General features: G+C 68.4%; 25 protein-coding genes. 21 read left to right on the top strand and 4 right to left on the bottom strand.

Annotation, left to right across the window (positions count from 1 at the left end; all coding sequences use genetic code 11):
• Positions 1-133 precede the first annotated feature (133 nt).
• The 5 genes from ACN20X_RS04620 to ACN20X_RS04640 all read left to right on the top strand — a co-directional run bounded on the left by ACN20X_RS04620 (position 134) and on the right by ACN20X_RS04640 (position 4,087).
• The gene (locus ACN20X_RS04620; protein WP_016449821.1) at positions 134-664 is read left to right on the top strand and encodes a cupin domain-containing protein; all 531 of its coding nucleotides are present in this window, start codon (positions 134-136) and stop codon (positions 662-664) included.
• 14 nt (positions 665-678) lie between these two features.
• Entirely contained in the window at positions 679-1,533 is an 855-nt protein-coding gene (locus tag ACN20X_RS04625; protein ID WP_473210326.1) for an alpha/beta fold hydrolase, read from the top strand.
• 22 nt (positions 1,534-1,555) lie between these two features.
• Positions 1,556-2,362, top strand: coding sequence for an IclR family transcriptional regulator (locus tag ACN20X_RS04630; RefSeq protein WP_126311145.1), 807 nt, complete (start codon positions 1,556-1,558; stop codon positions 2,360-2,362).
• 54 nt (positions 2,363-2,416) lie between these two features.
• A complete protein-coding gene (locus ACN20X_RS04635) occupies positions 2,417-3,214 on the top strand; it encodes an aspartate dehydrogenase (protein ID WP_047217880.1) in 798 nt (265 codons plus the stop codon).
• 111 nt (positions 3,215-3,325) lie between these two features.
• Positions 3,326-4,087 (top strand): 5'-methylthioadenosine/adenosylhomocysteine nucleosidase, encoded by a 762-nt coding sequence (locus ACN20X_RS04640; protein ID WP_016452051.1) that lies wholly within the window; start codon positions 3,326-3,328, stop codon positions 4,085-4,087.
• A gap of 12 nt (positions 4,088-4,099) precedes the next feature.
• Here ACN20X_RS04640 and ACN20X_RS04645 read toward each other — a convergent pair whose 3' ends face one another.
• The 3 genes from ACN20X_RS04645 to ACN20X_RS04655 form a co-directional block, all read right to left on the bottom strand.
• Positions 4,100-4,408: an XRE family transcriptional regulator gene (locus ACN20X_RS04645; RefSeq protein ID WP_016452050.1), complete on the bottom strand. Its 309-nt coding sequence runs from the start codon at positions 4,406-4,408 to the stop codon at positions 4,100-4,102.
• A complete protein-coding gene (locus ACN20X_RS04650; RefSeq protein WP_017406311.1) occupies positions 4,405-4,752 on the bottom strand; it encodes a type II toxin-antitoxin system RelE/ParE family toxin in 348 nt (115 codons plus the stop codon). Before ACN20X_RS04650 ends, ACN20X_RS04645 begins: the two co-directional genes overlap by 4 nt.
• A gap of 263 nt (positions 4,753-5,015) precedes the next feature.
• Positions 5,016-5,291: a hypothetical protein gene (locus ACN20X_RS04655; protein WP_012202887.1), complete on the bottom strand. Its 276-nt coding sequence runs from the start codon at positions 5,289-5,291 to the stop codon at positions 5,016-5,018.
• Positions 5,292-5,945: 654 nt separating this feature from the next.
• Between ACN20X_RS04655 and ACN20X_RS04660 the strand changes: the two genes are divergently transcribed.
• The 12 genes from ACN20X_RS04660 (at position 5,946) to ACN20X_RS04715 (ending at position 18,394) form a co-directional block, all read left to right on the top strand.
• Positions 5,946-6,716, top strand: coding sequence for an SDR family oxidoreductase (locus ACN20X_RS04660; protein WP_012202888.1), 771 nt, complete (start codon positions 5,946-5,948; stop codon positions 6,714-6,716).
• A gap of 12 nt (positions 6,717-6,728) precedes the next feature.
• Entirely contained in the window at positions 6,729-7,610 is an 882-nt protein-coding gene (locus ACN20X_RS04665; RefSeq protein WP_473210327.1) for an IclR family transcriptional regulator, read from the top strand.
• Positions 7,603-8,400 (top strand): SDR family oxidoreductase, encoded by a 798-nt coding sequence (locus ACN20X_RS04670; RefSeq protein ID WP_047217882.1) that lies wholly within the window; start codon positions 7,603-7,605, stop codon positions 8,398-8,400. The genes ACN20X_RS04665 and ACN20X_RS04670 overlap by 8 nt, the downstream gene beginning before the upstream one ends.
• A 34-nt stretch (positions 8,401-8,434) precedes the next feature.
• Entirely contained in the window at positions 8,435-10,141 is a 1,707-nt protein-coding gene (locus ACN20X_RS04675; RefSeq protein ID WP_047217883.1) for a thiamine pyrophosphate-binding protein, read from the top strand.
• A gap of 35 nt (positions 10,142-10,176) precedes the next feature.
• Positions 10,177-11,652: an aldehyde dehydrogenase gene (locus ACN20X_RS04680; protein ID WP_047217884.1), complete on the top strand. Its 1,476-nt coding sequence runs from the start codon at positions 10,177-10,179 to the stop codon at positions 11,650-11,652.
• Between the two features lie 12 nt (positions 11,653-11,664).
• Positions 11,665-12,627, top strand: coding sequence for a VOC family protein (locus ACN20X_RS04685; protein ID WP_047217885.1), 963 nt, complete (start codon positions 11,665-11,667; stop codon positions 12,625-12,627).
• A gap of 53 nt (positions 12,628-12,680) precedes the next feature.
• Positions 12,681-13,658, top strand: a complete 978-nt coding sequence (locus ACN20X_RS04690) for a Bug family tripartite tricarboxylate transporter substrate binding protein (RefSeq protein ID WP_016449102.1) — start codon at positions 12,681-12,683, stop codon at positions 13,656-13,658.
• 38 nt (positions 13,659-13,696) lie between these two features.
• Positions 13,697-13,918, top strand: a complete 222-nt coding sequence (locus ACN20X_RS04695; protein WP_016452043.1) for a recombinase-like helix-turn-helix domain-containing protein — start codon at positions 13,697-13,699, stop codon at positions 13,916-13,918.
• 24 nt (positions 13,919-13,942) lie between these two features.
• Positions 13,943-14,968: a Rieske 2Fe-2S domain-containing protein gene (locus tag ACN20X_RS04700; protein WP_473210328.1), complete on the top strand. Its 1,026-nt coding sequence runs from the start codon at positions 13,943-13,945 to the stop codon at positions 14,966-14,968.
• Positions 14,965-15,924, top strand: coding sequence for a PDR/VanB family oxidoreductase (locus tag ACN20X_RS04705; protein ID WP_016449105.1), 960 nt, complete (start codon positions 14,965-14,967; stop codon positions 15,922-15,924). Before ACN20X_RS04700 ends, ACN20X_RS04705 begins: the two co-directional genes overlap by 4 nt.
• A 77-nt stretch (positions 15,925-16,001) precedes the next feature.
• Entirely contained in the window at positions 16,002-17,069 is a 1,068-nt protein-coding gene (locus ACN20X_RS04710; RefSeq protein WP_013804504.1) for a porin, read from the top strand.
• 29 nt (positions 17,070-17,098) lie between these two features.
• Positions 17,099-18,394, top strand: a complete 1,296-nt coding sequence (locus ACN20X_RS04715) for an MFS transporter (protein WP_016449106.1) — start codon at positions 17,099-17,101, stop codon at positions 18,392-18,394.
• A 6-nt stretch (positions 18,395-18,400) separates the two neighbouring features.
• Here the strand turns inward: ACN20X_RS04715 and ACN20X_RS04720 are convergent, their stop codons facing one another.
• Positions 18,401-19,309, bottom strand: a complete 909-nt coding sequence (locus ACN20X_RS04720) for a LysR family transcriptional regulator (protein ID WP_034363435.1) — start codon at positions 19,307-19,309, stop codon at positions 18,401-18,403.
• 72 nt (positions 19,310-19,381) lie between these two features.
• Here ACN20X_RS04720 and ACN20X_RS04725 point away from each other — a divergent pair, with 72 nt between their 5' ends.
• The 4 genes from ACN20X_RS04725 (at position 19,382) to ACN20X_RS04740 (ending at position 22,674) form a co-directional block, all read left to right on the top strand.
• Positions 19,382-20,047, top strand: a complete 666-nt coding sequence (locus ACN20X_RS04725; protein WP_034363438.1) for an HAD family hydrolase — start codon at positions 19,382-19,384, stop codon at positions 20,045-20,047.
• 66 nt (positions 20,048-20,113) lie between these two features.
• The gene (locus ACN20X_RS04730; RefSeq protein ID WP_012202902.1) at positions 20,114-21,127 is read left to right on the top strand and encodes a tripartite tricarboxylate transporter substrate binding protein BugD; all 1,014 of its coding nucleotides are present in this window, start codon (positions 20,114-20,116) and stop codon (positions 21,125-21,127) included.
• 19 nt (positions 21,128-21,146) lie between these two features.
• The gene (locus tag ACN20X_RS04735; RefSeq protein WP_016452040.1) at positions 21,147-22,289 is read left to right on the top strand and encodes a DSD1 family PLP-dependent enzyme; all 1,143 of its coding nucleotides are present in this window, start codon (positions 21,147-21,149) and stop codon (positions 22,287-22,289) included.
• Positions 22,279-22,674: a RidA family protein gene (locus tag ACN20X_RS04740; RefSeq protein WP_252652317.1), complete on the top strand. Its 396-nt coding sequence runs from the start codon at positions 22,279-22,281 to the stop codon at positions 22,672-22,674. The genes ACN20X_RS04735 and ACN20X_RS04740 overlap by 11 nt, the downstream gene beginning before the upstream one ends.
• The last annotated feature ends 18 nt before the right edge of the window (positions 22,675-22,692 follow it).

The raw sequence follows: 22,692 nt of genomic DNA on the forward strand, positions 1-22,692 counted from the left end.
ATGCCGCTGCGCATGTGGCCCTTGTTGCGTGCGATCAATCTTCCTATAATTGTTTTACCCCATGAACTGTGATTCATGGATAAAACAAATGGCACCTTCCCCGCCATGTCCACCGACGTTGATGGAGAGACACATGTCCGAATCCGCTCAGAACACGCCCCGCACCTGGGACCAGCCCGAAGGCTCCAGCTTCGAACAATGGATGGAATCGCGCGTGGCGCGGTTTTCCACGCGCAAGTACGACTTCGACGCGCTGAAGTTCCAGGCCGACTTCGATCCCAAGTACCGCCGTGGCCAGATGCGCTACATCGGCACGGGCGGCACGGGCGTGGCTGCGGACAGCAACACCATCCCGGCCGAGCACTTCACCTTCTCCACCATGGTCATCCCGGCCGGCAATGAAGGCCCATCGCACCTGCATACCGATGTGGAGGAAGTCTTCTTCCTGATCCGCGGCAAGCTCAAGCTCGTGCTGGAGAAGGACGGCCAGCGCTTCGAGACCATCCTGACCGACCGCGACGTGGTCTCCGTGCCGCCCGGCGTGTACCGCGAGGAAATCAACATCGGCGACGAAGACGCGCTGATGTGCGTGATGCTGGGTGCCAAGAAGCCCATCACGCCCACCTATCCCCCAGAACACCCCCTGGCAAAAATCAAACGTTGAGTAGCGGGCCTGCCATGACCGCGCAGACGCTGCAACGCATGGAGCAGCGCCTTCAGGCGCAGTTCCCCGAACACCTCATCGCCCTGCCCGGTGGCGCCCAGGTCGCCTGGCGCGAGGCCGGCGACACGACCTCGGACTTTGCCGTGGTGATGCTGCACGGCATCAGCTCGGGCGCCGCGTCCTGGATGGACGTGGCCCTGGCGCTGGCGCCGCGCACGCGTGTGCTGGCCTGGGACGCGCCCGGCTATGGCCGCTCCACGCCGCTGGCACCCGCCGCGCCCACGGGCGCCGACTACGCCCGCGTGCTGGATCAGTCGCTGCAGGTGCTGGGCGTGCGCCGCTGCCTGCTGGTGGGCCACTCGCTGGGTGCGCTCATGGGCACGCCCTGGGCGGTGCAGGCCGGTGCCGGGCGCGTGCAGCAACTGGTGCTGATCAGCCCCGCTGGCGGCTATGGCGCACCCGGCATGGGCGAGCAGCAGGCCAAGGTACGCCAGGGCCGTCTTGCGGCTCTGCAGGAAAAAGGCATCGAAGGCCTGGCCGCTGCCATCGACCAGCGCCTGGTCTCGCCCGCCGCGCCCGAGCCCGTGCGCCAATGGGTGCGCTGGAACACGGCGCGCCTGCATGCCGCAGGCTACGCCCAGGCCGTGGAGCTGCTGTGCGGCAGCGACCTGGGGCAGGCGGCGGGGCGCCTTGCCATGCCGGTCGAGGTCTGGGTGGGAGAGCACGACGTGGTCACGCCGCCGGCTGCCTGCGCGGCCTGGGCCGCAAGACTGGGGGCGCGGTACGTTACGCTTGCGGCAGCCGGCCATGCCTCTGTCGTCGAACAACCTGCGGATGTCGCACAGAGGCTGGCCACCCTGCTGACCTGATGGCCTACCTGCCCGAATTGCGATGAGCGATACCTCCGAAACCCTCTCCACCGACAACGACCGCTACACCGTTCCCGCGCTGGAGCGCGGCCTGCGCCTGCTGGCCTGCTTCACGCCTTCGCAGCCCGTGTGGAGCGCGCCCGACCTGGCGCGCACCCTGGCGCTGCCCCGGTCCACGGTGTTCCGGATGCTGACGACGCTGGAGGGCATGGGGTATCTGCAACGCTCGGGCACCGAATACCGGCTGGGCCTGGCCGTGCTGCGCCTGGGCTACGACTACCTGTCCACCCAGCCGCTGGCCCAGCTGGCCGAGCCCGTGCTGCAGTCGCTGTGCGACCGGCTGGGCTTCACCACCAACCTGGCGCTGCTGGACGGCACCTCGGTGGTCTACGTGGCGCGCATCGCGCCGGCCGGCGCCTTCCAGGGCGCCGTGCGCGTGGGCTCGCGGCTGCCGGCCCATGCCACCGTGCTGGGCCGGGCACTGCTGCAGGACATGGACGCGGACCAGCTGCGCGCCCTGTTCGGCGGCAGCGAACTGCCCCAGTTCTCGGAAAGCACGCCGCGCAGCGTGGAGCAGTTGCTGCAGTTGCTGCAGCAGGACCATGAACGCGGCTACGCCATGGGCGAGGGCTTCTACGAGCCCGGCGTCTCCAGTATCGCCGCGCCCGTGCGCGATGCGCAGGGGCGCATCGTGGCGGGCCTGGGCATGGCCGTGGCCTTCACCGAAATCGCTCCCGGCCGCATGGCCGACTGGGTGGAGCAGGTACGTGCCGCCGCCGATGAGCTGGCCGGCCACCTGCGCACCCAGCATCCCGGTTTTCTGCGCTGAACGGATGGTGGGCACACCGGCCGCCAGCGCATTCCTTCCCAGAAAGATATGACGATGAAGATTGCTGTGATTGGCTGCGGTGCGATTGGCGCCAGCGTGCTCGAACTGCTCAAGGGACATGCCGCCGTGCAGGTGGGCTGGGTGCTTGTGCCGGAAGTGACCGACGCCGTGCGCGCCACCCTGGTCCTGCATGCGCCCCAGGCGCGTGCCGTGCCTTCGCTGGCGGCCGAAGACCGGCCCGACCTCATCGTGGAGTGCGCGGGCCATGCCGCCATCGAGGAACATGTGCTGCCCGCCCTGCGGCGCGGCATTCCTGCCGTCGTGGCCTCCATCGGCGCACTCAGCGCCCCGGGCATGGCCGAGGCCGTGCAGGCGGCGGCCGAGGCCGGAGGCACCCAGGTGCAATTGCTGTCGGGTGCCATCGGCGGCGTGGATGCGCTGGCCGCTGCGCGCATCGGCGGCCTGGATGAAGTGGTCTACACCGGCCGCAAGCCGCCCCTGGCCTGGACCGGCACGCCCGCAGAACAGCGCTGCGACCTCGCCAGCCTCAAGGAAGCCTTCTGCATCTTCGAAGGCAGCGCACGCGAGGCCGCCCAGCTCTACCCCAAGAACGCCAACGTGGCCGCCACCCTGTCGCTGGCCGGCATGGGCCTGGACCGCACCACGGTGCGCCTGTACGCCGACCCGGGCGTGGACGAGAACGTGCACCATGTGGCCGCGCGCGGCGCCTTCGGATCCATGGAATTGACCATGCGCGGCAAGCCGCTGGCGGCCAACCCCAAGACCTCGGCCCTCACCGTCTACAGCGTGGTGCGCGCCGTGCTCAACCAGGCCACGGCCATCGCCATCTGAGCCGCGCCGGGCACAGGCTCGCGGCACAATGGGCGCTTTCGCCCCGCAGGCGGCCCCCGGGCCGCCTTTGCTTTTTGCCTGTGCCGTTGAAACGTTGAAAGAGAAGCCACCATGACCATCGCCATCCTCAGTGCCCTGCCGCAGGAACAGGAAGGCCTGGTCCATGCCCTGTCCGACGCCCAGGGCACGGCCCACGCCGGCCGCATGTTCTGGCGCGGGCGCCTGCATGGGCATGACGTGGTCTGCGCGCTGTCGGGCATAGGCAAGGTGGCGGCGGCCACCACGGCCACGGCGCTGATCGAGCGCTTCGGCGTGCGCCGCATCGCCTTCACCGGCGTCGCCGGCGGCCTGGGCGAAGGCGTGCGCGTGGGCGATGTCGTCGTGGCCGACGAATACCTGCAGCACGACCTGGACGCCTCGCCCATCTTCCCGCGCTGGGAAATGCCCGGCTACGGACGCACGCGCCTGCCCTGCGACCCTGAAATGACCGCCGCGCTGCTGGCGGCTGCCCAGGCCTGCGTTGCCGAGGCGGGCGAAGACCTGCGCGCCGCCCACGCCACCACGGCGCCGCGCGCGCACCAGGGGCTGATTGCCAGCGGTGACCAGTTCGTGGGCACGGCGGGCGCTTCTTGCGCCCTGGCGCAGGGCCTGCGTGCTGCGGGGCATGAGGTGCTGGCGGTGGAGATGGAAGGCGCCGCCGTGGCGCAGGCCTGCCTGGACTATGGCGTGCCGTTTGCGGCCATGCGGACGGTTTCCGATCGGGCGGATGACAGTGCGCATGTGGACTTTGCGGAGTTTGTGAGGGTGGTGGCGAGTCGGTATGCGTTGCGGGTGGTGGATGGGTTTTTGCGGCGGCTGTCGGCGCAGCGCTGAGCGGTCGTGCTTTTATGCCGCTGATGCCTGGAAAACCGTCGCATCGTCCAGTTCAAAGTGCAAAGCCGTGCCAAGCGCCACGCTGGCGCGGGCCAACGTGGCCAGGGTGACGCCGGTGTCGTTTTCGTCCAGCAGGCGGTTCACCACCATGCGGCTGGTGCGCATGCGTGTCGCCATCTCGGTCTTGCTGACTTTCTGGGCTTTCATCGCCTGTGCGAATTGCGAGGAAATCACCCGCTTCACTGCGATAGCTGTGGCCTCCTCAAGCAGGCCTTCTTCTTCGAGGAAGTCATCGAAATTGCTGCCTAGATGTTTGTTCATGGGGTATTCCTCAGCTTCTTGAGCCGGTTTCTGGCAGTTGTCAGATCCGGCGCGGGGGTCTTGGCCGACTTCTTGATGAAGCCATGCAGCAGAACCATTTTTCCATTCTGGGCCGTGAATAGGACACGTGCGATGCCATCGCCAATGCTGCACCGCACCTCCCACAGTCCTGGCTCCATCTTGCGTACTACGGGCATGCCCAGAGGCCAGTTGTATTGGACGGTCTTGATATCGGCGCCGATGGCTTTGCGGTCTTCCACCGTAAGTTCAAGAAGCCAGTCACGCACGGGCTCCTTGCCGGCATCGGACCGGTAGAAGACAACGGAAAGAATGGGCTCTTCCATCGGAAAAGTGTATCTAAAAAAGTACTATTTTGCTGCGTATCTTTACTGATGACCGTGTAGCCCGTGTGTCATCGGAGGCCAAAGCCTTGACGCTGGACGCGAGGGGAATTCCTGCTACTGCGATTGCTTGGTTTCGATGCCTGGTTCCTGGCCTGGCAGCCGATGGCCCATCTTGATGCGCCAAGAAAGGTCAGGTCAAAGACGGCAACCCGAATGCCCGCGACCCCTTCGCTGCGCTCGGCCGGATGTGGCCGCACTCGTGGCTATGGGCTTTGAGTGTGGTCGCAACCTACGCTTCTGGCTTCGCCTTGCACATAGTCGGCCAGTGACTCAGCGCCGTCGCGGATGGCGCGCAGTGCGTGAGCCATGGCTTGCGGACGTCGCAAGTCTTCTGGTGCATTGAGGCTGGCCAACACAAGTTGGGCCAGGGCCCATATTTCGTTGCAGCCTTCCTGTACCCATCCATTGGTGTCGGTGATGGTGCGAGCCAGTTGCTCGAAGCTGGCGCGCGTGGGAAGAGCGGTGCGCTGATCGTTCATGTTTTCGTACTCCTGTGCGAGACGGAAACACCCGACCTGCGTTTTCAAGCGCAGAAAGGGTGGATGGGATGTTGAAAACACGCACACAGACGTGCGGGCAGCCTTGCGGGTAGCCCCATCCCATCCAAAACCGTGTGGACGTGCGGGTGCGATGCCCACTGTCCAAGTGTTCAGACGTGACGAGGCCTCTCTTTCGGGGAGGCTCTGCCGCTGTGTGTTGATGGTGTTTTCAAGCACCAGCCCCGGAACAGGGGGCCACCGAAATCATAGAGGCATTCCACAACCCCGCCTCAAACCCCAGGCCGAGCGAAGCGACGGCCCGCACCCACTCCCCGTATGAACGCGCCTGCGGCGTGATGGTTGCGGGGTTGCAGTCCTGCCGAAGGACAGGACTGCTTCGTCATCCGGCTCGCTGCGGTCGGCCGCCGGGCCGAAACCCGGCTCTCGCCCGCAGGGCGGGCATGCCCTCACAAGCCATAAAAAGCCCCCATCCAAAACACACCCAGACACACCTCTGTCATTCATTTCCCACACGTCTCCGTGTTTTCCCCAATCCCACCCCGAACCATCAGTCCTAAACTCACGCTTGTTTCAAGAAAAAAGTGTCATTTCAAATTTGAAACAGACACAAACCCCCTTCGATTGAGGTACGCCATGAACACCACGCCCTCCACAGGCCAGCTTGCCGGCCGCCGCATCCTCGTCACAGGCTCGGCGCGCGGCCTGGGCTTTGCGTTCGCCAAGGCCTTTTGCGAGCAGGGCGCGCGCGTCGCCATGGCCGATCTGCGCGAGGAGCTGCTGGCCGAGTCCGTGGCCCGGCTGCGTGCGCAGGGCTTCGAGGCCCATGGCTTCGGGCTGGATGCCGGCAATCCGGAGTCGATAGAGCGCTGCGCGCAGCAGGCCGTGCAGGCGCTGGGCGGGCTGGACGGCCTGGTGAACAACGCGGCCGTGACCGATTCGGGCGGCAAGGGCATGGACGACATCGATCTGGACAAGTGGGACCAGGTGATGAACGTGAACGTGCGCGGCGTGTGGCTGATGACGCGCGCCTGCCGCGCCGCGCTGCGCGACAGCGGCCGGGGCGCCATCGTCAACCTGGCGTCCGACACCGCGATGTGGGGCGCCCCCAACCTGATGGCCTATGTGGCCAGCAAGGGCGCGGTGATGGCCATGACGCGTTCCATGGCGCGCGAGCTGGGCGCCGACGGCATCACCATCAACGCCGTGGCGCCGGGCCTGGTGCTGGTGGAGGCCACGGAATACGTGCCCGAGCACCGCCACCGCCTGTACATCGACCAGCGCGCGTTGCAGCGCGAGCAGCGGCCCGAGGATGTGTCGGGCGCCGTGGCCTATGCGCTGTCCGATGGCGCGCGCTTCGTGACGGGGCAGGTGCTGCCCGTCAACGGCGGCTTCGTCATGAATTGAAGGGGTTTCGCCATGACCGACACCCCCTCTTCCGGGAATGCCGAGAGCGCCGAGAGCGCGGACAACGGCGCCGACAAGTACATGGTGCCCGCGCTGGAGCGCGGCCTGCGCCTGCTGCAGGAGTTCGGGCGCGGCAATGCCACGCTGGGCGCGCCCGAGCTGGCCCGCCGCCTGCAGCTGCCGCGCGCCACGGTGTTCCGCATGCTCAACACGCTGGAGGCCATGGGCTTTCTGCAGCGTGCCGAGGGCAGCAATGACTACCGGCTGGGCCTGTCCGTGCTGCGCCTGGGCTTCGAGTTCCTGTCGTCCATGGACCTGACCGAGCTGGGCCAGCCCGTGATCGCGCGGCTGTGCGGCGAGATCCGCTATCCCTGCAACATCGTGGTGCGCGATGGCCGCTCCATCGTCTATGTGGCCAAGGTCACGCCGCCCACGCCGCTGACCAGTTCGGTGCGCGTGGGCACGCGCCTGCCCGCCCATGCCACGGCCCTGGGCCGCGTGCTGCTGGCCGACCTGTCCCTGCCCGAGCTGCGCGCGCTCTACCCCGAGGACCACCTGGAAGCGCACACGCCCAAGACGCCGCGCACGGTGCTGGACCTGTTCAACCTGGTCGAGGCCGACCGCGAGCGCGGCCATGTGTTCAGCGAAGGCTTCTACGAAAGCTCCATCTGCACCATCGCCGCCCCCGTGCGCGACCACAGCGGCCGCGTGGTGGCGGCGCTGGGCACGACGGTCCCCGCGCCCCATGTGGAGGAGGGCCGTGCCGAGACCCTGATCGCCGGCGTCTGCGACGCGGCGGCCGAGCTGTCCGAGCTGCTGAACTACCGCCCGCAAACGCAGACGGCACAGCTGCTTTCCCTCAATTCCCGGCGCGCAGGAGGCGGCCATGTTTGATTCCCAACTCAAGGACACCACGGCCGTCGTCACCGGCGGCTCTTCGGGCATTGGCCTGGCCACGGTCGATCTGCTGCTGTCGCAGGGCGCGCGTGTCGCCCTGTGCGGGCGCAGCGCCGAACGCCTGGAGCAGGCTGTGCAGCAGCTGCGCGGACGCCATCCCGAGGCCCGCCTGTTCGCCCAGGCCTGCGACGTGCTCGACGCCGCCCAGGTGCAGCAGTTCGCGCGTGACAGTGAGGCTGCGCTGGGTCCGGCCTCCATCCTCGTGAACAACGCGGGCCAGGGCCGGGTCTCGACGTTTGCCAGCACCGACGATGCGGCCTGGACCGAGGAGCTGCACCTGAAGTTCTTCTCGGTGCTGCATCCCACGCGCGCCTTTTTGCCGCAGCTCGAGCGCACGGCTGAGCCGGCCATCGTCTGCGTCAATTCGCTGCTGGCCTCGCAGCCCGAGCCGCACATGGTGGCCACCTCGGCCGCGCGCGCCGGCCTCAAGAACCTGGTGCGCTCCATGGCCACCGAGTTCGCGCCCAAGGGCGTGCGCGTCAACGGCATCCTGGTCGGCCTGATCGAGTCCGGCCAGTGGCGCCGCCGCTTCGAGGCGCGCGAGGACCGCAGCCAGGACTGGAACGCCTGGAGCGCCGACCTCGCCCGCAAGAAGTCCATTCCGCTGGGCCGCCTGGGCTCGCCCGACGAGGCCGCGCGCGCCATCTTCTATCTCGCCACGCCCCTGTCCTCCTACACGACCGGCAGCCACATCGACGTCTCCGGTGGTCTTGCACGGCAAGCGTAGTGCTCCAGCCCCTTCACCCGATTCAAAGCAGAACATGACTTCTTCCGCATCCAAAATCACCGTCGGCGCCGTTGTGGCCCAGTTCCTCGAACACTGCGGCGTGCAGGCCGCGTTCGGGGTGATCTCCATCCACAACATGCCCATCCTGGACGCGATGCATGCGCGCGGCAGGGTCCGCTTCGTGATGGCGCGCGGCGAGGCCGGCGCCGGCAACATGGCCGATGCCTGCGCGCGTTCCACCTCCAGCCTGGGCGTGTGCATCACCAGCACCGGCCCGGCCGCCGGCAACATTGCGGGCAGCCTGGTGGAGGCCTATACGGCCGGCACGCCGCTGCTGCACATCACGGGCCAGATCGAGACGCAGTACCTGGACCAGAAGCTGTCGTACATCCACGAGGCGCCCGACCAGCTGACCATGCTGGGCGCCGTGTCCAAGGCGGCGTTCCGCGTGCGCAGCGCCGAGACCTGCCTGTCCACCCTGAAGGCCGCCGTGCAGGCCGCCATGACCGCGCCGACCGGCCCGGTGAGCGTGGAGATTCCCATCGACATCCAGCAGACCGTGATCGACATGCCGGCCGACCTGTCGCCGCTGCCGGTGGCCGTGCTGGCTCCCAGCGAGGCATCGCTGGATGCGCTGGCCGACACGCTGGCCAAGGCACGCCGCCCGCTGCTGTGGCTGGGTGGCGGCGCACGCCACGCAGTCGCTGCCGTGCAGCGCCTGAAGGCGCTGGGCTTCGGCATCGTCAGCACGGGCCAGGGCCGCGGCATCGTGGCCGAGGACGATCCGGCCTCGCTGGGCGCCTACAACATCCAAAAGCCCGTGGAGGCCTTCTACCAGCGCTGCGACGCCATGCTGGCCGTAGGCACGCGCCTGCGCAGCAACGAGACGCTGAAGTACGAACTGAAGCTGCCGCGCCCGCTGCTGCGCATCGATGTGGACGCCGCCCAGCAGGGCCGCTGCTATGCCGATGACGGCTTTGTCTGCGGCGACTCGGCCCTGGCGCTTACGGGCCTGGCCGACCGGCTGGAGGCGCGCGGCTACAAGGCCGACCCCGAGCTGCTGGCCGACCTGCGCCAGGTGCACGACGAGGCCGTGGCCACCATGCGCGACGGCCTGGGCCCGTACAGCGTGCTGGTGCAGGAGCTGCAAAAGGCCGTGGGCCGCAACTTCAACTGGGTGCGCGACGTGACCGTCTCCAACAGCACCTGGGGCAACCGCGAGCTGCGCTTTTTCGAGCCCAACGCGGGTGTGCACGCCACGGGCGGCGGCATCGGCATGGGCATGCCCATGGCCATCGGCGCGGCCGTGGGCGCGGCGGTCAGCGGCTCGGGCCGCAAGACGCTGGGCCTGGCGGGCGATGGCGGCTTCATCCTGAACCTGGGCGAGCTGGCCACGCTGGTGCAGGAAGAGTGCGACACCCTGATCGTGCTGATGAACGACCAGCGCTACGGCGTGATCCAGAACATCCAGGACGCCTCCTACGGCGGCCGCCGCTGCTATGTGGAGCTGCACACGCCCGACTACGCGCAGCTGTGCGCCTCCATCCAGCTGCCCCATGCCCGCGTGCAAGACCTCAAAGAGCTGCCGGCGGTGCTGCAGTCGGCCTGGACGAAGAAGGGCCCCTTCCTGCTGGAGATCGACATGCGTGCCATCGGCAATTTCAAGGCCACGTTCTCTGGCCCGCCCGTGAACAAGCTGGACCAGATCCCGGCCACCAGCACGGCGTCCAAGGCCGCCTGAGGCGGCTGGATTCGAACGAACGAGAGAGGCTCACCATGTCGAACCTGGAACTGCTCCCCATCAATATCGCCGGCGAATGGCGCCTGGGCGGCGGTGGCGAATCCACCACGCTCTATCCCGCCACCGGCGAAGTGGTGGGCCGCCTGCGCGCGCCCAGCCTGGAGGATGTGGAAGAGGCCATCCAGAAGGCCGACCACGCCTTCCGCACCAGCGGCTGGGCCCAGAAAAAGCCCCATGAGCGCGCGGCCGTGCTGCACCGCGTGGCCCAGCTGATCCGCGAGCGCGCCGAGCCCCTGGCCCAGCTGCAGCGCCTGGACAACGGCAAGCCCATCAAGGAAACACGCATGCTGGTGGCCAGCGCCGCCGCCACCTTCCAGTTCTTTGCAGCGGCCTGCGAGACCATGGAGGAAACCATCACGCCCTCGCGCGGCGACTTCATGACCATGAGCGTGTACGAGCCCATGGGCGTGGTGGCGGCCATCACGCCGTGGAACTCGCCGATCGCCAGCGAGGCGCAAAAGCTGGCGCCCGCGCTGGCCGCCGGCAACGCCGTGGTCGTCAAGCCCGCCGAGGCCACGCCGCTGCTGGCGCTGGAGCTGGCGAAGATCTGCGAAGAGGCCGGCGTGCCCAAGGGCCTGGTCAGCGTGCTGCCGGGCCGGGGCTCGGTGATCGGCGACGCCATCACCAAGCATCCGCTGGTCAAGCGCGTGTCGTTCACGGGCGGCACGTCCACGGGCAAGCACATCGCCCACATCGCGGCCGACAAGATGATGCCGGTCTCGCTGGAGCTGGGCGGCAAGTCGGCCACCATGGTGCTGGCCGATGCCGACATCGACCATGCCGTCAACGGCGTGCTCTACGGCATCTTCAGCTCCTCGGGCGAGTCGTGCATCGCGGGCTCGCGCCTGTTCGTGGCGCGCAGCCTGCATGCCGAATTCATGCAGCGCCTGACGGCCAAGGCCGCTGCGCTGCAGGTGGGCGACCCGGCCGACGAGCGCACGCAGATGGGGCCGCTGATCACCGCCAAGCACCGCGAATCCATAGAGAGCTATGTGGCCCTGGGCCTGTCCGAGGGCGGCCGGCTGCTCACGGGCGGCCAGCGGCCCGAGGGCGCGCAGTTCGAGCGCGGCTACTACTACCGCCCCACCATCATCGACGGCGTGAAGAACGACTGGCAGATCTGCCAGCAGGAAATCTTCGGCCCCGTGCTCGTGGCCATGCCCTTCGACAACGAGGACGACCTGCTCGCCCAGGCCAACGACAGCGTCTACGCGCTGGCCGCCGGCATCTGGACGCGCGACTACAAGAGCGCCTGGCGCATTGGCCGCGCCGTGCAGGCCGGCACCGTCTGGATCAACACCTACAAGCAGTTCTCCATCTCCACGCCCTTCGGCGGCTGGCGCGACAGCGGCCTGGGCCGCGAGAAGGGACGGCTGGGCATACAGCAGTACATGGAGCAAAAGAGCATGTACTGGGGCTTGAACGACCAGCCTTTGGCCTGGGCGAACTGAAAGGGAATCGACATGAGCGTACTGGGCATAGACGAAATCACCTACGGCGCGGACGACCTGGCCACCTGCCGCCGCTTCTTCCTGGACTGGGGCCTGGCGCTGGTGCAGGAAGCGGACGACCGGCTGGTGTTCGAGACCCTCAACGGCTGCCGCGTGATCGTGGCCGCCGTGGACCATCCCGATCTGCCGCCCGCCATCGAGGCCGGCCCCACGCTGCGCGAGGTGGTCTGGGGTGTGGAAAGCGAGGCGGACCTTGCGCTGTACGCCAGCCGCATTGCCGCGCTGCCGGGCTTCACACAGGGCCAGGGGCGCATAGGCTGCACCGACCCCAACGGCCTGTCCGTGCGCCTGCAGGTCACGCAAAAGCGTGATGTGGATGTGCAAGGCGCCGCCTACAACACCTGGAACCGCAAGGACCGCGTCAACCAGGCCAGCCCGGCCTACGAACGCGCCCAGCCCATCGAGGTCGGCCATGTGGTGTTCTTCGTCAAGGACGTGCAGGCCTGCGAGCGCTTCTACGTGGACAACTTCGGCTTCGCGGCCTCGGACCGCTACCCCGAGCGCGGTGCCTTCCTGCGCTGCGCGCCCGACGGCGGCCACCACGACATCTTCCTGCTGCAGCGCCCCGCCAAGGACGCGGGCCTGAACCACGTGGCCTTCACGGTGCGCGACATCCACGAGGTCTTCGGCGGCGGCATGCACATCTCGCGCTGCGGCTGGGACACCCAGCTGGGCCCGGGCCGCCATCCCGTGTCCTCGGCCTATTTCTGGTACTTCCGCAATCCGGCCGGCGCCCTGGTCGAGTACTACGCCGACGAGGACCAGCTCACCGCCGACTGGCAGCCCCGCGAGTTCGAGCCCGGCCCCACGGTGTTTGCAGAATGGGCCATCGATGGCGGCATCGACGGCAACACCCGGCGCCAAAAGGGCGTGGGTACCAGCGACGGGAAATTCATCACCGACAAGCGGCATTGAGACCGCGCCTGACGGCCTACCCCCACAACCCAACCACCCCACGGCCCCCCACCATGAACAAGACACGTCGCCAGGTTTCTCTTGCCGCTGCATTCCTGGCTGCAGCCACGCTGTCCGGCACCGCGATGGCCCAGGCCTATCCGGCCAAGCCCATCACCATCATCGTGGCCTATCCGGCCGGTGGCGACACCGATGCCATGGCGCGCCTGTATGCCGAGAAGCTGTCCACGCGCCTGGGCCAGCCCGTGCTGGTGGACAACCGCCCCGGCGCCAGCGGCACCATCGGCAGCGTGCATGTGGCCAAGGCCTCGCCGGACGGCTACACGCTGCTGCTGGCGCCCAATACCTTCGCCATCGCGCAGTTCGTGCTCAAGACGGCCTCGGGCTCCAGCTACGACGTGCTGCACGGCTTCACGCCCATCGTGCAGACCAGCGTGCAGCCCATGTTCGTGGCCACCAACCAGGCCTCGGGCATCAAGGACATGAAGACCCTGATCGCCCAGGGCAAGCGCGACGGCCTGACCTACGCCAGCCCCGGCAGCGGCTCGCCCATGCACATCCTGGGCGAGATGTTCAACCGCGCCGCCGGCACGCGCATCGCCCACATCCCCTACAAGGGCGTGGCGCCTGCCGTCAACGACCTGATCGGCGGCCATGTGCCCACGACCTTCATGACCTGGGGACCGATCGCGCCCTACGTCGGCGGCAAGGTCGCCGCCCTGGCCGTGGCCGACAGCCAGCGCAGCGCGCTGGCCCCCAATGTGCCCACCCTGGCCGAGCTGGGCGTCAAGGATGTGGAAGTGTCCGCATGGCAGGGCCTGTTCGGCCCCAAGGGCATGTCGCCCGAGACCGTGAAGCTGCTGAACACGCACCTCAACGAGATCCTGAAGATGCCCGACGTGGTCTCCAAGATGGCCACCTTCGGCGCGCTGCCCGCAGGCGGCGAGCCCGCGCGCCTGGAAAAGACGAATGCCGCCGATTTCAATCGCTTCGGCAAGCTCATCAAAGACCTGGATATCAGGGCTGATTGAGCACCCCCCACACAAGACAGTTTTCGAAGGAGAGAACCATGGCCGCTGATCGCTATCTCGAGCCGCACCAGGCGCGCGAACGTGCCCCCACCCTGATGGAAGACCTGCTGGGCGATTCCATCGAACGCGCCTTCGGCGAAGGCGTGCAGACCCTGCCCGAACTGGTGGCCTACCTCAACCGCAGCGGCCCCTCCGGCGAGAACGGCGAGGCCTGGACCGAAGACAGCTTCCAGGCGCTGATGGCGCGGCTGGGCTATTGATACCGAGCAGGACTGGAGAGCCCCATGAACGTACAAACCATCACCATCGATCCGGTGGACGGCCTGCTCAACAAAGGCCTGAAGAACCTCTGGTACGCGGTCTGCCCCTCGGACTTCGTGAAGACCCAGCCCGTGTCCGTGCGCCGCTTCGGCCGCAAGATCGCGCTGTGGCGCGATGCCGCCGGCCAGGTCCACGCGCTGGAAGACCATTGCCCGCACCGCGGCGCGCCGCTGTCGCAGGGCGTGATCCTGGGCGACCGCCTGGCCTGCCCCTACCACGGCGTGGAAGTGCGCTGCGACGGCACCGTGACCAAGGTGCCCGGCAGCCCCGGCTGCAAGCTCGAAGGCTCGCGCGCGGCGCTGGCCTTCCATGCGCGCGAGGCGCATGGCGCCATCTTTCTCTACAACAGCGACAAGGCCGTTGAAGAGGCGCCCGAGTTCACGCTGCCCGAGGAGCTGACCTCGCCCGAGTACTCCAACTTCCTGTGCTATGCCGAGTGGCGCAGCGACTACCGCTATGCGCTGGACAACGTCATGGACCCCATGCACGGCACCTTCCTGCACAAGCAGTCGCACTCCATGGCCGAGGGTGACAGCAAGGCCACGTTCCAGGTGCGCGAGACCGATGACGGCTTCGTCTTCGAGAAGGTGGGCCAGCGCGGCGTGAACTTCGACTGGACCGAGTGGGGCAGCACGGGCGTGCACTGGATGCGCCTGGAAATCCCCTATCCCAAGACCGGCGGCCCCGGCGGCAACTTCGCCATCGTGGCCTGCGTCACGCCCATCAGCGCCGACCTGTGCTCCGTGTTCTTCTGGCGCTGCCGCAAGGTGCAGGGCTGGATGCGCGACACCTGGCGCTTCCTGTACCGCAACCGCCTGGAGGCGCGCCACTGGGCCGTGCTGGAGCAGGACCGGATCATGATGGAGCAGATGGAGCTGGACGCCAACGAGCGCGAGAACCTCTACCAGCACGACATCGGCCTGGTGCGCCTGCGCCGCCACCTGCGCCGCCTGGCCCAGGAGCAGATCGACGAAGGCGCCGCATCATGAGCACCAACCTCCAGGCCTTCGTGCACACGCTGCGCTTCGAGGCCCAGGACACCATCAGCGTGGACCTGCGGCCCGTGGCGGGCGGGGAGCTTCCCGCCTTCACGCCGGGCTCGCACATCGATCTGCACCTGCCCAACGGCCTGGTGCGCAGCTACTCGCTGAGCAACCCCAGCGAGGAGCGCCACCGCTACGTGGTCGGCGTGCTGCGCGACCGCGCCAGCCGCGGCGGCTCGCGCTGCGTGCACGAGTCGCTGCGCGTGGGCATGCCCATCACCATCTCCGAGCCGCGCAACCATTTCGCGCTGGACGAAAGCGCCGCGCACACCGTGCTGGTGGCCGGCGGCATCGGCATCACGCCGCTGCTGTGCATGGCACGCCGCCTCAAGGGCCAGGGCCGCTCGTTCGAGATGCTGTACTTCGCCCGCGAGCGCAAGGGCGCGGCCTTCCTGGAAGAGCTGCAGGCGCTGGGCATGCCGCTGCACCTGCACTTCGACAGCGAGGCCGGCGGCCCGCCCGACCTGCGCGCGCTGCTGGCCCAACGCCAGCCCGACGCGGGCACGCACCACTACGCCTGCGGCCCCACGCCCATGCTGGACGCCTTCGAGAAGTTCTGCGCCGAGCTGGGCCACGCCAACGCCCACATCGAGCGCTTCACGCCCGTGGAGGTCAAGGCCGCCGACGATGCGCGCAGCAACTACACGGTGGAGCTCAAGCGCAGCGGCCGCTTCATCGAGATCACGCCCGAGAAGTCGCTGCTCGACACCCTGCTGGATGCCGGCATCCAGATGGACCACAGCTGCTGCGAAGGTGTCTGCGGCTCCTGCGAGACGCGCGTGCTCGAAGGCATTCCGGACCACCGCGACTCGGTGCTCAGCCCCAAGGAAAAGGCCAGCAACAAAGTGATGATGGTCTGCGTTTCCGGCTGCAAGAGCGAACGTTTAGTGCTCGATATCTGAGCAGGCAATCAGACCTGCACGGCAACAACCCACCACCCCCAAGCCCCCCAAGTCACCACCCCAGAGGAGACAACCCCATGAAAACCATCCATACGCCCATGCTGGGCGTGGCGCTAGCCTGCCTGGCGTCCTTGCCCGGTGCCGCTTCGGCGCAGTCCAAGGTCGAGATCTTCGGCGTCGTCGATGTCGGCGTCACGCACCTGAACGGCTCCGGCCCGTCCAAGACCGGCCTGTCCACGGGCGGCGCCAACATCAGCCGCCTCGGCTTTCGCGGCACGGAAGAGCTGGGCGGCGGCCTGCGCGCTGGCTTCTGGCTGGAGGCGGGCATGGACGTGGACAGCGGCTCGGGCAAGGCCAGCGGTGGCGGCCTGAGCTTCAACCGCCGCTCCACCGTGAGCCTGTCGGGCGACTTCGGCGAAGTGCGCCTGGGCCGCGATGACTCGGCCACCTTCCTGAGCACGCTGATCTTCGACCCCTTCCTCACCAACGGCGTGGGCGGCACCATGGGCTTCACCATGCTGGGCATTCCCGGCACGGGCACGGCCACGGGCGGCGCGCCCATCCAGATCAGCAACGCGGTCAGCTACTTCCTGCCGCAGAACCTGGGCGGCTTCTACGGCCAGGTGCAGGTGGCCATGGGCGAGCAGGCGCGCAGCGCGCCCAACAAGAACCAGGGCGACTACCGCGGCCTGCGCTTCGGCTACCGCCAGGGCCCCTTCAACGGCGCGCTGGCCACGGGCAAGTTCTATGGCGACAGCGATGCGACCAACCTCACGGCCAGCAACGTGGGCCTGAGCTGGGACTTCGGCGTGGCCAAGCCCATGCTGCTGTGGGCCAGCGAAAAGCGCGGCGCCCTCAAGGTCACCGCCCTGCAGCTGGGCGTGACCGCGCCCGTGGGCATGGGCGAGTTCAAGGCCTCCTACGGCCACTACAACACCGACGGCAGCAATGCCGACTGGAACAAGATCAGCGTGGGCTACGGGCACAACCTGTCCAAGCGCACCCAGGTCTACGGCACGGTGGCCTTCCTCAAGAACAAGGACGGCGCGGCCAAGTCCATCGGCGTGCAGGGCCTGTCGGCCCCGGGCACCACGCTGGGCGGCCGCTCCTCCGGCTTCGAGGTGGGCGTGCGCCACTTCTTCTGATACAGCCCATCGGGCGATAGAGACTTGCCATGAAAGATATGCGTGCGGCCCGCTGGTGGGGGGTGATCAGCCTCTTCATCATCGTCGCCATCTCCTATGTGGACCGGATCAACCTTTCGATCCTCATCCTCGACCAGGGATTTCTGGACCACATCGGGCTGACGCACGACGACCGCACGCGCCAGGGCCTGCTGGCCACGGCCTTCATGGTGGGCTACGGCGTTTCTTCCTTCGTGTTGACGCCGTTTTGCGCGGCGCTCTTCGGCGTGCGCCGGAGCCTGGTGGTCGGCCTGCTGCTGTGGGGCGCCGTGTCCTTTCTGTCCCCGGCCATGAACAGCTATGGCCTGCTGCTGGCCTCGCGCATCCTGCTGGGCATCTCCGAAGGACCGCTGTACTCGCTGGCGGGCAGCTACATCAAGGCGCATTTCCAGAGCCACGAGAACGGCTTGCCCAACTCTTTCGTGAACATGGGCACGGGACTGGGGCTGGCGGTGGGCTATCCGCTGATCGGCTACCTGGTGGCCGGCCATGACTGGCAGACCTCGTTCCACGTGCTGGGCCTGATCAATGTGGCCATCGGCATTCCGCTGGTGCTGGCCTTCATCCGCATGCCCCGCGTGGACACCGGCATGCCGCGCCCGCGCTCGCTGGGCGAGGCGGTGGGCCAGGTCGGGCAGATCGTGCGCGGCGCCATGCACACGCGCTATCTGGTGCTGGTGGCCGTGCTGTCGGCGGCCTTCTTCTCCTACCTCTGGGGCAGCAGCAACTGGCTGCCGGCCTATCTGGAGTCGCGCGGCTTTTCGCTGCGCGAGATGGGCTGGCTGGCCTCGCTGCCCCAGTACGCCACGGTGCTGGCCGTGCTGGTCGGCGGCATCGTCATCGACCGCCTGCCGCGCCGCCAGGTGCCGCTGATCTTCGTCGGCGGCAGCCTGGGCCTGGCGCTGGCCATATGGCTGGCCATCCACATGGAAGACCGCTACGCGGCGGCCTACTGCCTGATCGCCGCCAACTTCTGCTGGGGCCTGATGAGCCCGGCCATTCCCAGCACCGTGCAGTACTGCGCGCGGCCCGAGCATGTGGCCAGCGCCTACGGCGTCGTCAACGGCACGGCGACCCTGGTGGCGGGCTTCATGCCCGCGCTCATGGGGGCCGTCATCGGCTGGACATCGCATTCGGCCGGTGGCGGTTTCGTTGCCGGCTTCGGCCTGCTGGTGGGCACGCAGCTGGTGGTCATGGTCTGCGGCCTGGTGCTTTGGCTGCGCGAGCGCGGCCAGGGCACCCACGGTGCCAGCGATGCCCGTGATACGTCCGCGCGCACGGCCTGACCTGCACTACAGCGCGCCCGCTGCGGCGCACTGCTCCAGAAACGTCACCAGGGCCTGCACGCGCGCCGTGCGGCCCTTGCGCGTGGGCACCAGCAGGGTGACGGGTGCGCTGCCGAAATGCCAGTCGGGCAGCACGCGCACCAGCCGGCCCTCGGCAATGGCCGGTGCCATGTCCCATTGCGAACGCAGCACCAGGCCCAGGCCCTGTTCGGCCCAGTGGCGGGCCACGCCGCCATCGTTGGTCACATAGGACGGCGTCACACGCAGGGTCTGGCCGTCCACGGCACGCCGGCTGGCGGCGGGGCGCAGGTGCCACAGCGTCACATCCTCCTCGTTCTCGCGGATGCAGATGCAGGCGTGCTCCAGCAATTCGCGCGGCGTGGCGGGCGTGCCATGGCGGCGCAGGTAGTCGGGGCTGGCGCACAGCCAGCGGTCGTTGGCAGCCAGCTCGCGCGCCACCCAGGAGGAGTCGCGCACCGTGCCGATGTGGACCACGGCATCGGCATCGTGGCGGTCGGGGAAAGGCGTTTCGCGCAGGTCCAGCTGCAGTTTCAGTTGCGGGTGCTGGCGCGTGAAGGGCACCAGGGCCGGGGCCAGCCGGCTGCGCCCGTAGCCAAAGGGCGCGGCCAAGCGCAGCGTGCCGCCCAGCTGGCGGGCATCGCCGTGCAGCGAGTCGCGCAGCTCCTCGATCTGGCCCAGCAGCCGCACGGCCTCGCGGGCAAAGCGCTCGCCCTCGGGTGTCAGCGCCAGGCGCCGCGCGCTGCGGTTGGCCAGGGACAGGCCCAGTTCGGCCTCCAGTCGGCGCAGGCGCATGGACAGTGCAGGCGGTGTCACGTCAAGCGCACGGGCCGCCGCGCTCAGCGAGCTTTCGCGTAGCAAGGCGGCGGCAAGCTGCAGGTCTTCGATGGCAATCATTCAATTTGCCTTAACGATTGATGACGGCGGATTTAACCACGACCATGGTCTTGGTCCGTACAGTGCCAAGGCATGAACACCCCATACCCCACCTCTGCCGCATGGCCCCGGGCCGTGCTCTTCGACCTGCTGACCGCCTTGCTGGACTCCTGGACCGTCTGGAATGCGGCCGCCGGCAGCGAGGCTGCCGGGCGCGACTGGCGCGCCGAATACCTGCGCCTGACCTATGGCTGCGGCGCCTACCAGCCCTATGAGGACCTGGTGCGCACGGCGGCCCGCAACCGGGGCCTGCCCGAGGCGGTGGCCGACAGGCTGGAGGCGCAATGGGAGCAGCTGCAGCCCTGGGATGGCGCACGCGAGCTGCTGGCCGCCCTGCGCCCGCACTGCCGCCTGGCCGTGGTGACCAATTGCTCCGAGCGCCTGGGTCAACGTGCCGCCGCGCTGCTGGGCGTGGATTGGGATGTGGTGGTGACCTCGGAAGCAGCAGGCTTCTACAAGCCCGACCCCCGGCCCTACCAGCTGGCGCTGGACCGGCTGGGGCTGCCTGCGGGCCAGGCCGCCTTCGTGGCCGGATCGGGCTATGACCTGTTCGGCACCTCGGCCGTGGGCCTGCGTACCTTCTGGCACAACCGCGTGGGCCTGTCGCGGCCCACGGGCGCGCCGCAGGCCGAGGCCGAAGCACCCACGCTGGCGCCGGCACTGCCCTGGCTCAGGGACTTTTCCCCGCAGCAGGGCTGAACCCCGAGGGTGCAGCCGGTGCTGTGCCCGCCGTCCTTTCCTGTCCACCCTTGTGAGGAGCCTGCCATGCAGCTGCGTCCAGCCCTGCCGTTGTCCCTTGTGTCCGCATTCCCGGTCCTGTCCATCGTCTGTGCCATGGCGTGGAGCCAGGGAGCCCTGGCGCAGGCCGGCGCTGCCTTTCCGGCCAGGCCGGTCACGCTGGTCGTGCCGTTTCCCCCGGGAGGCCCCAGCGATGCGCTGGCCCGTGCCGTGGCTCAGAAGATGGGGGAGCATCTGGGCCAACCCCTGGTGATCGAGAACCTGGGTGGCGCCAATGGAACCATCGGCCTGAACCAGGCGCGCAAGGCTGCCGCCGACGGCTACACCCTGTCCTTTGGCGGCATAGGCACGCATGTGGTCAATGTGGCCTTGTACCGCAAGCTGCCCTATGACCCCGTGGCCGACTTCGCCCCAGTGGGACCTGCGGGCGCGGCGCCCATGCTGCTGCTGGCGCGTGCCAATCTGCCGGCCTCCGACCTGCGCCAGTTCGCCGAGTGGCTCAAGCGCAACCAGGCCGCAGCCTCCTATGGCAGCGCCGGCGTGGGCTCGATATCGCACTATGGGTGCGTGCTGCTGCTGTCGGCGCTGGGCCAAAGCCCCACCCATGTTCCCTATCGCGGGATCGCGCCTGCCATGAACGATCTCATGGGCGGACAGACCGATTTCATGTGCGACCAGACGACGACGGCGCTGCCGCAGATCGCGGGCGGCCGCATCAAGGCGATTGCGGTGCTGGGAACACAGCGCCTGGCTCAGCTGCCGGGCACGGCGGCCAGCGCCGAGGCAGGCCACCCCCTGCAGGCGCGCTCATGGAACGCGATCTTCGCACCACGCGGCACGCCGCCGGCGGTGCTCGCGCGGCTGACGCGGTCGCTGCAGCACGCCATGGGCGATGCGGGCCTGCGCGCACAGATGGCTGCGCTGGGGGTGGAGCTGCCGTCGCCCGAGCAGGCCGTGCCGGCCACGGTCTCCGCCTTGATCGAACAGGGACTGCGCAACGACGTGCCTGCCCTCAAGGCCAAAGGCCAATACCTGGATTGACGATGGAGAGAGAAACACCATGCAAGACACACTTCTGACCCTGGACACGCCCGCTGCCGTGATCGACCTCGCACGCATGCAGCGCAACATCCACCGCATGCAGCAGCGCATGGACGCGCAGGGCGTGCGCCTGCGCCCCCATGTGAAGACCAGCAAGAGCGTGCCCGTGGCCGCCGCGCAGCGCGCGGCCGGGGCCTCGGGCATCACGGTCTCCACCCTGAAGGAGGCCGAGCAGTTCTTTGCCGCTGGCACCACCGACATCCTCTATGCAGTCAGCATGGCGCCGCACCGCCTGCCGCAGGCCCTGCAACTGCGCCGGCGCGGCTGCGATCTCAAGCTCATCGTGGACAGCGTGGCGGCGGCCCAGGCCATTGCCGCGTTCGGCCGCGAACAGGGCGAGGCCTTCGAGGTATGGATAGAGATCGACACCGACGGCCACCGCTCCGGCGTGGGCGCCGAAGATGCGCCGCTGCTGCTGGCCATTGGCCGCACGCTGCACGACGGCGGCATGCGCCTGGGCGGCGTGCTCACGCATGCCGGCTCCAGCTACGAGCTGGACACGCCCGAGGCGCTGCAGGCGCTGGCCGAGCGCGAGCGCGCCGGCTGCGTGCAGGCCGCCGAAGCCCTGCGCGCGGCCGGCCTGCCGTGCCCCGTGGTCAGCGTGGGCTCCACGCCCACCGCGCTGGCGGCATGCCGGCTGGACGGCGTGACCGAGGTGCGCGCAGGCGTCTATGTGTTCTTCGACCTGGTGATGCGCAACATCGGCGTGTGCACGGCCGAGGACGTGGCGCTGTCGGTGCTGGCCACCGTGATCGGCCACCAGGCCGACAAGGGCTGGGCCATCGTGGACGCAGGCTGGATGGCCATGAGCCGCGACCGGGGCACGGCGAAACAGCGGCAGGACTTCGGCTACGGCCAGGTCTGCGACCTGCATGGCGAGGTGATGCCGGGCTTCGTGCTGACCGGCGCCAACCAGGAGCACGGCATCCTGGCGCGCGCTGATGGCGCGATAGAGGCCGACATCGCGGCCCGCTTTCCCCTGGGCACGCGGCTGCGCATCCTGCCCAACCATGCCTGCGCCACGGGCGCGCAGTTCCCGGCCTACCAGGCGCTGGGGGCAGATGGCTCGGTGCAAACCTGGGAGCGGCTCCATGGCTGGTGAAAACGGGATCGATCTGCGCCATGCATCGCCGAACCTGCCTGCGCCGGGCGGCCACTACAGCCACACGGCCACGGGCCAGGGGCTGGTCTTCGTGTCAGGGCAGCTGCCCATACGGCCCGACGGCACGCGCCTGGTGGACGCCAGCTTTGAGGACCAGGCGCGCCAGGCGCTGGCCAATCTGGCGGCGGCGCTGGAGCTGGCCGGCAGCGGCGTGCCCCGCCTGCTGCAGGTGCGCGTGTACCTGGACGACATGGCGCACTGGCCGGCCTTCGACCGCCTCTATGCCGACTGGGCCGGCGCACACCGGCCCGCGCGCGCCGTGGTGCCCACCGGGGCGCTGCATTTCGGGTTGAAGGTGGAAATCGAGGCCGTGGCGCTGGCCTGAAGAAAGCCCGGCCCGAGG

It is taken from the genome of Delftia sp. PX-1 (assembly GCF_055797465.1).

Coding starts and splice junctions, on each gene's coding strand:
- ACN20X_RS04740 (WP_252652317.1), top strand. CDS start 22,279: ATGGCTGGTGAAAACGGGATCGATCTGCGCCATGCATCGCCGAACCTG.
- ACN20X_RS04710 (WP_013804504.1), top strand. CDS start 16,002: ATGAAAACCATCCATACGCCCATGCTGGGCGTGGCGCTAGCCTGCCTG.
- ACN20X_RS04635 (WP_047217880.1), top strand. CDS start 2,417: ATGAAGATTGCTGTGATTGGCTGCGGTGCGATTGGCGCCAGCGTGCTC.
- ACN20X_RS04650 (WP_017406311.1), bottom strand. CDS start 4,752: ATGGAAGAGCCCATTCTTTCCGTTGTCTTCTACCGGTCCGATGCCGGC.
- ACN20X_RS04645 (WP_016452050.1), bottom strand. CDS start 4,408: ATGAACAAACATCTAGGCAGCAATTTCGATGACTTCCTCGAAGAAGAA.
- ACN20X_RS04655 (WP_012202887.1), bottom strand. CDS start 5,291: ATGAACGATCAGCGCACCGCTCTTCCCACGCGCGCCAGCTTCGAGCAA.
- ACN20X_RS04705 (WP_016449105.1), top strand. CDS start 14,965: ATGAGCACCAACCTCCAGGCCTTCGTGCACACGCTGCGCTTCGAGGCC.
- ACN20X_RS04660 (WP_012202888.1), top strand. CDS start 5,946: ATGAACACCACGCCCTCCACAGGCCAGCTTGCCGGCCGCCGCATCCTC.
- ACN20X_RS04690 (WP_016449102.1), top strand. CDS start 12,681: ATGAACAAGACACGTCGCCAGGTTTCTCTTGCCGCTGCATTCCTGGCT.
- ACN20X_RS04680 (WP_047217884.1), top strand. CDS start 10,177: ATGTCGAACCTGGAACTGCTCCCCATCAATATCGCCGGCGAATGGCGC.
- ACN20X_RS04620 (WP_016449821.1), top strand. CDS start 134: ATGTCCGAATCCGCTCAGAACACGCCCCGCACCTGGGACCAGCCCGAA.
- ACN20X_RS04725 (WP_034363438.1), top strand. CDS start 19,382: ATGAACACCCCATACCCCACCTCTGCCGCATGGCCCCGGGCCGTGCTC.
- ACN20X_RS04665 (WP_473210327.1), top strand. CDS start 6,729: ATGACCGACACCCCCTCTTCCGGGAATGCCGAGAGCGCCGAGAGCGCG.
- ACN20X_RS04675 (WP_047217883.1), top strand. CDS start 8,435: ATGACTTCTTCCGCATCCAAAATCACCGTCGGCGCCGTTGTGGCCCAG.
- ACN20X_RS04685 (WP_047217885.1), top strand. CDS start 11,665: ATGAGCGTACTGGGCATAGACGAAATCACCTACGGCGCGGACGACCTG.
- ACN20X_RS04625 (WP_473210326.1), top strand. CDS start 679: ATGACCGCGCAGACGCTGCAACGCATGGAGCAGCGCCTTCAGGCGCAG.
- ACN20X_RS04640 (WP_016452051.1), top strand. CDS start 3,326: ATGACCATCGCCATCCTCAGTGCCCTGCCGCAGGAACAGGAAGGCCTG.
- ACN20X_RS04630 (WP_126311145.1), top strand. CDS start 1,556: ATGAGCGATACCTCCGAAACCCTCTCCACCGACAACGACCGCTACACC.
- ACN20X_RS04720 (WP_034363435.1), bottom strand. CDS start 19,309: ATGATTGCCATCGAAGACCTGCAGCTTGCCGCCGCCTTGCTACGCGAA.
- ACN20X_RS04730 (WP_012202902.1), top strand. CDS start 20,114: ATGCAGCTGCGTCCAGCCCTGCCGTTGTCCCTTGTGTCCGCATTCCCG.
- ACN20X_RS04670 (WP_047217882.1), top strand. CDS start 7,603: ATGTTTGATTCCCAACTCAAGGACACCACGGCCGTCGTCACCGGCGGC.
- ACN20X_RS04715 (WP_016449106.1), top strand. CDS start 17,099: ATGAAAGATATGCGTGCGGCCCGCTGGTGGGGGGTGATCAGCCTCTTC.
- ACN20X_RS04735 (WP_016452040.1), top strand. CDS start 21,147: ATGCAAGACACACTTCTGACCCTGGACACGCCCGCTGCCGTGATCGAC.
- ACN20X_RS04695 (WP_016452043.1), top strand. CDS start 13,697: ATGGCCGCTGATCGCTATCTCGAGCCGCACCAGGCGCGCGAACGTGCC.
- ACN20X_RS04700 (WP_473210328.1), top strand. CDS start 13,943: ATGAACGTACAAACCATCACCATCGATCCGGTGGACGGCCTGCTCAAC.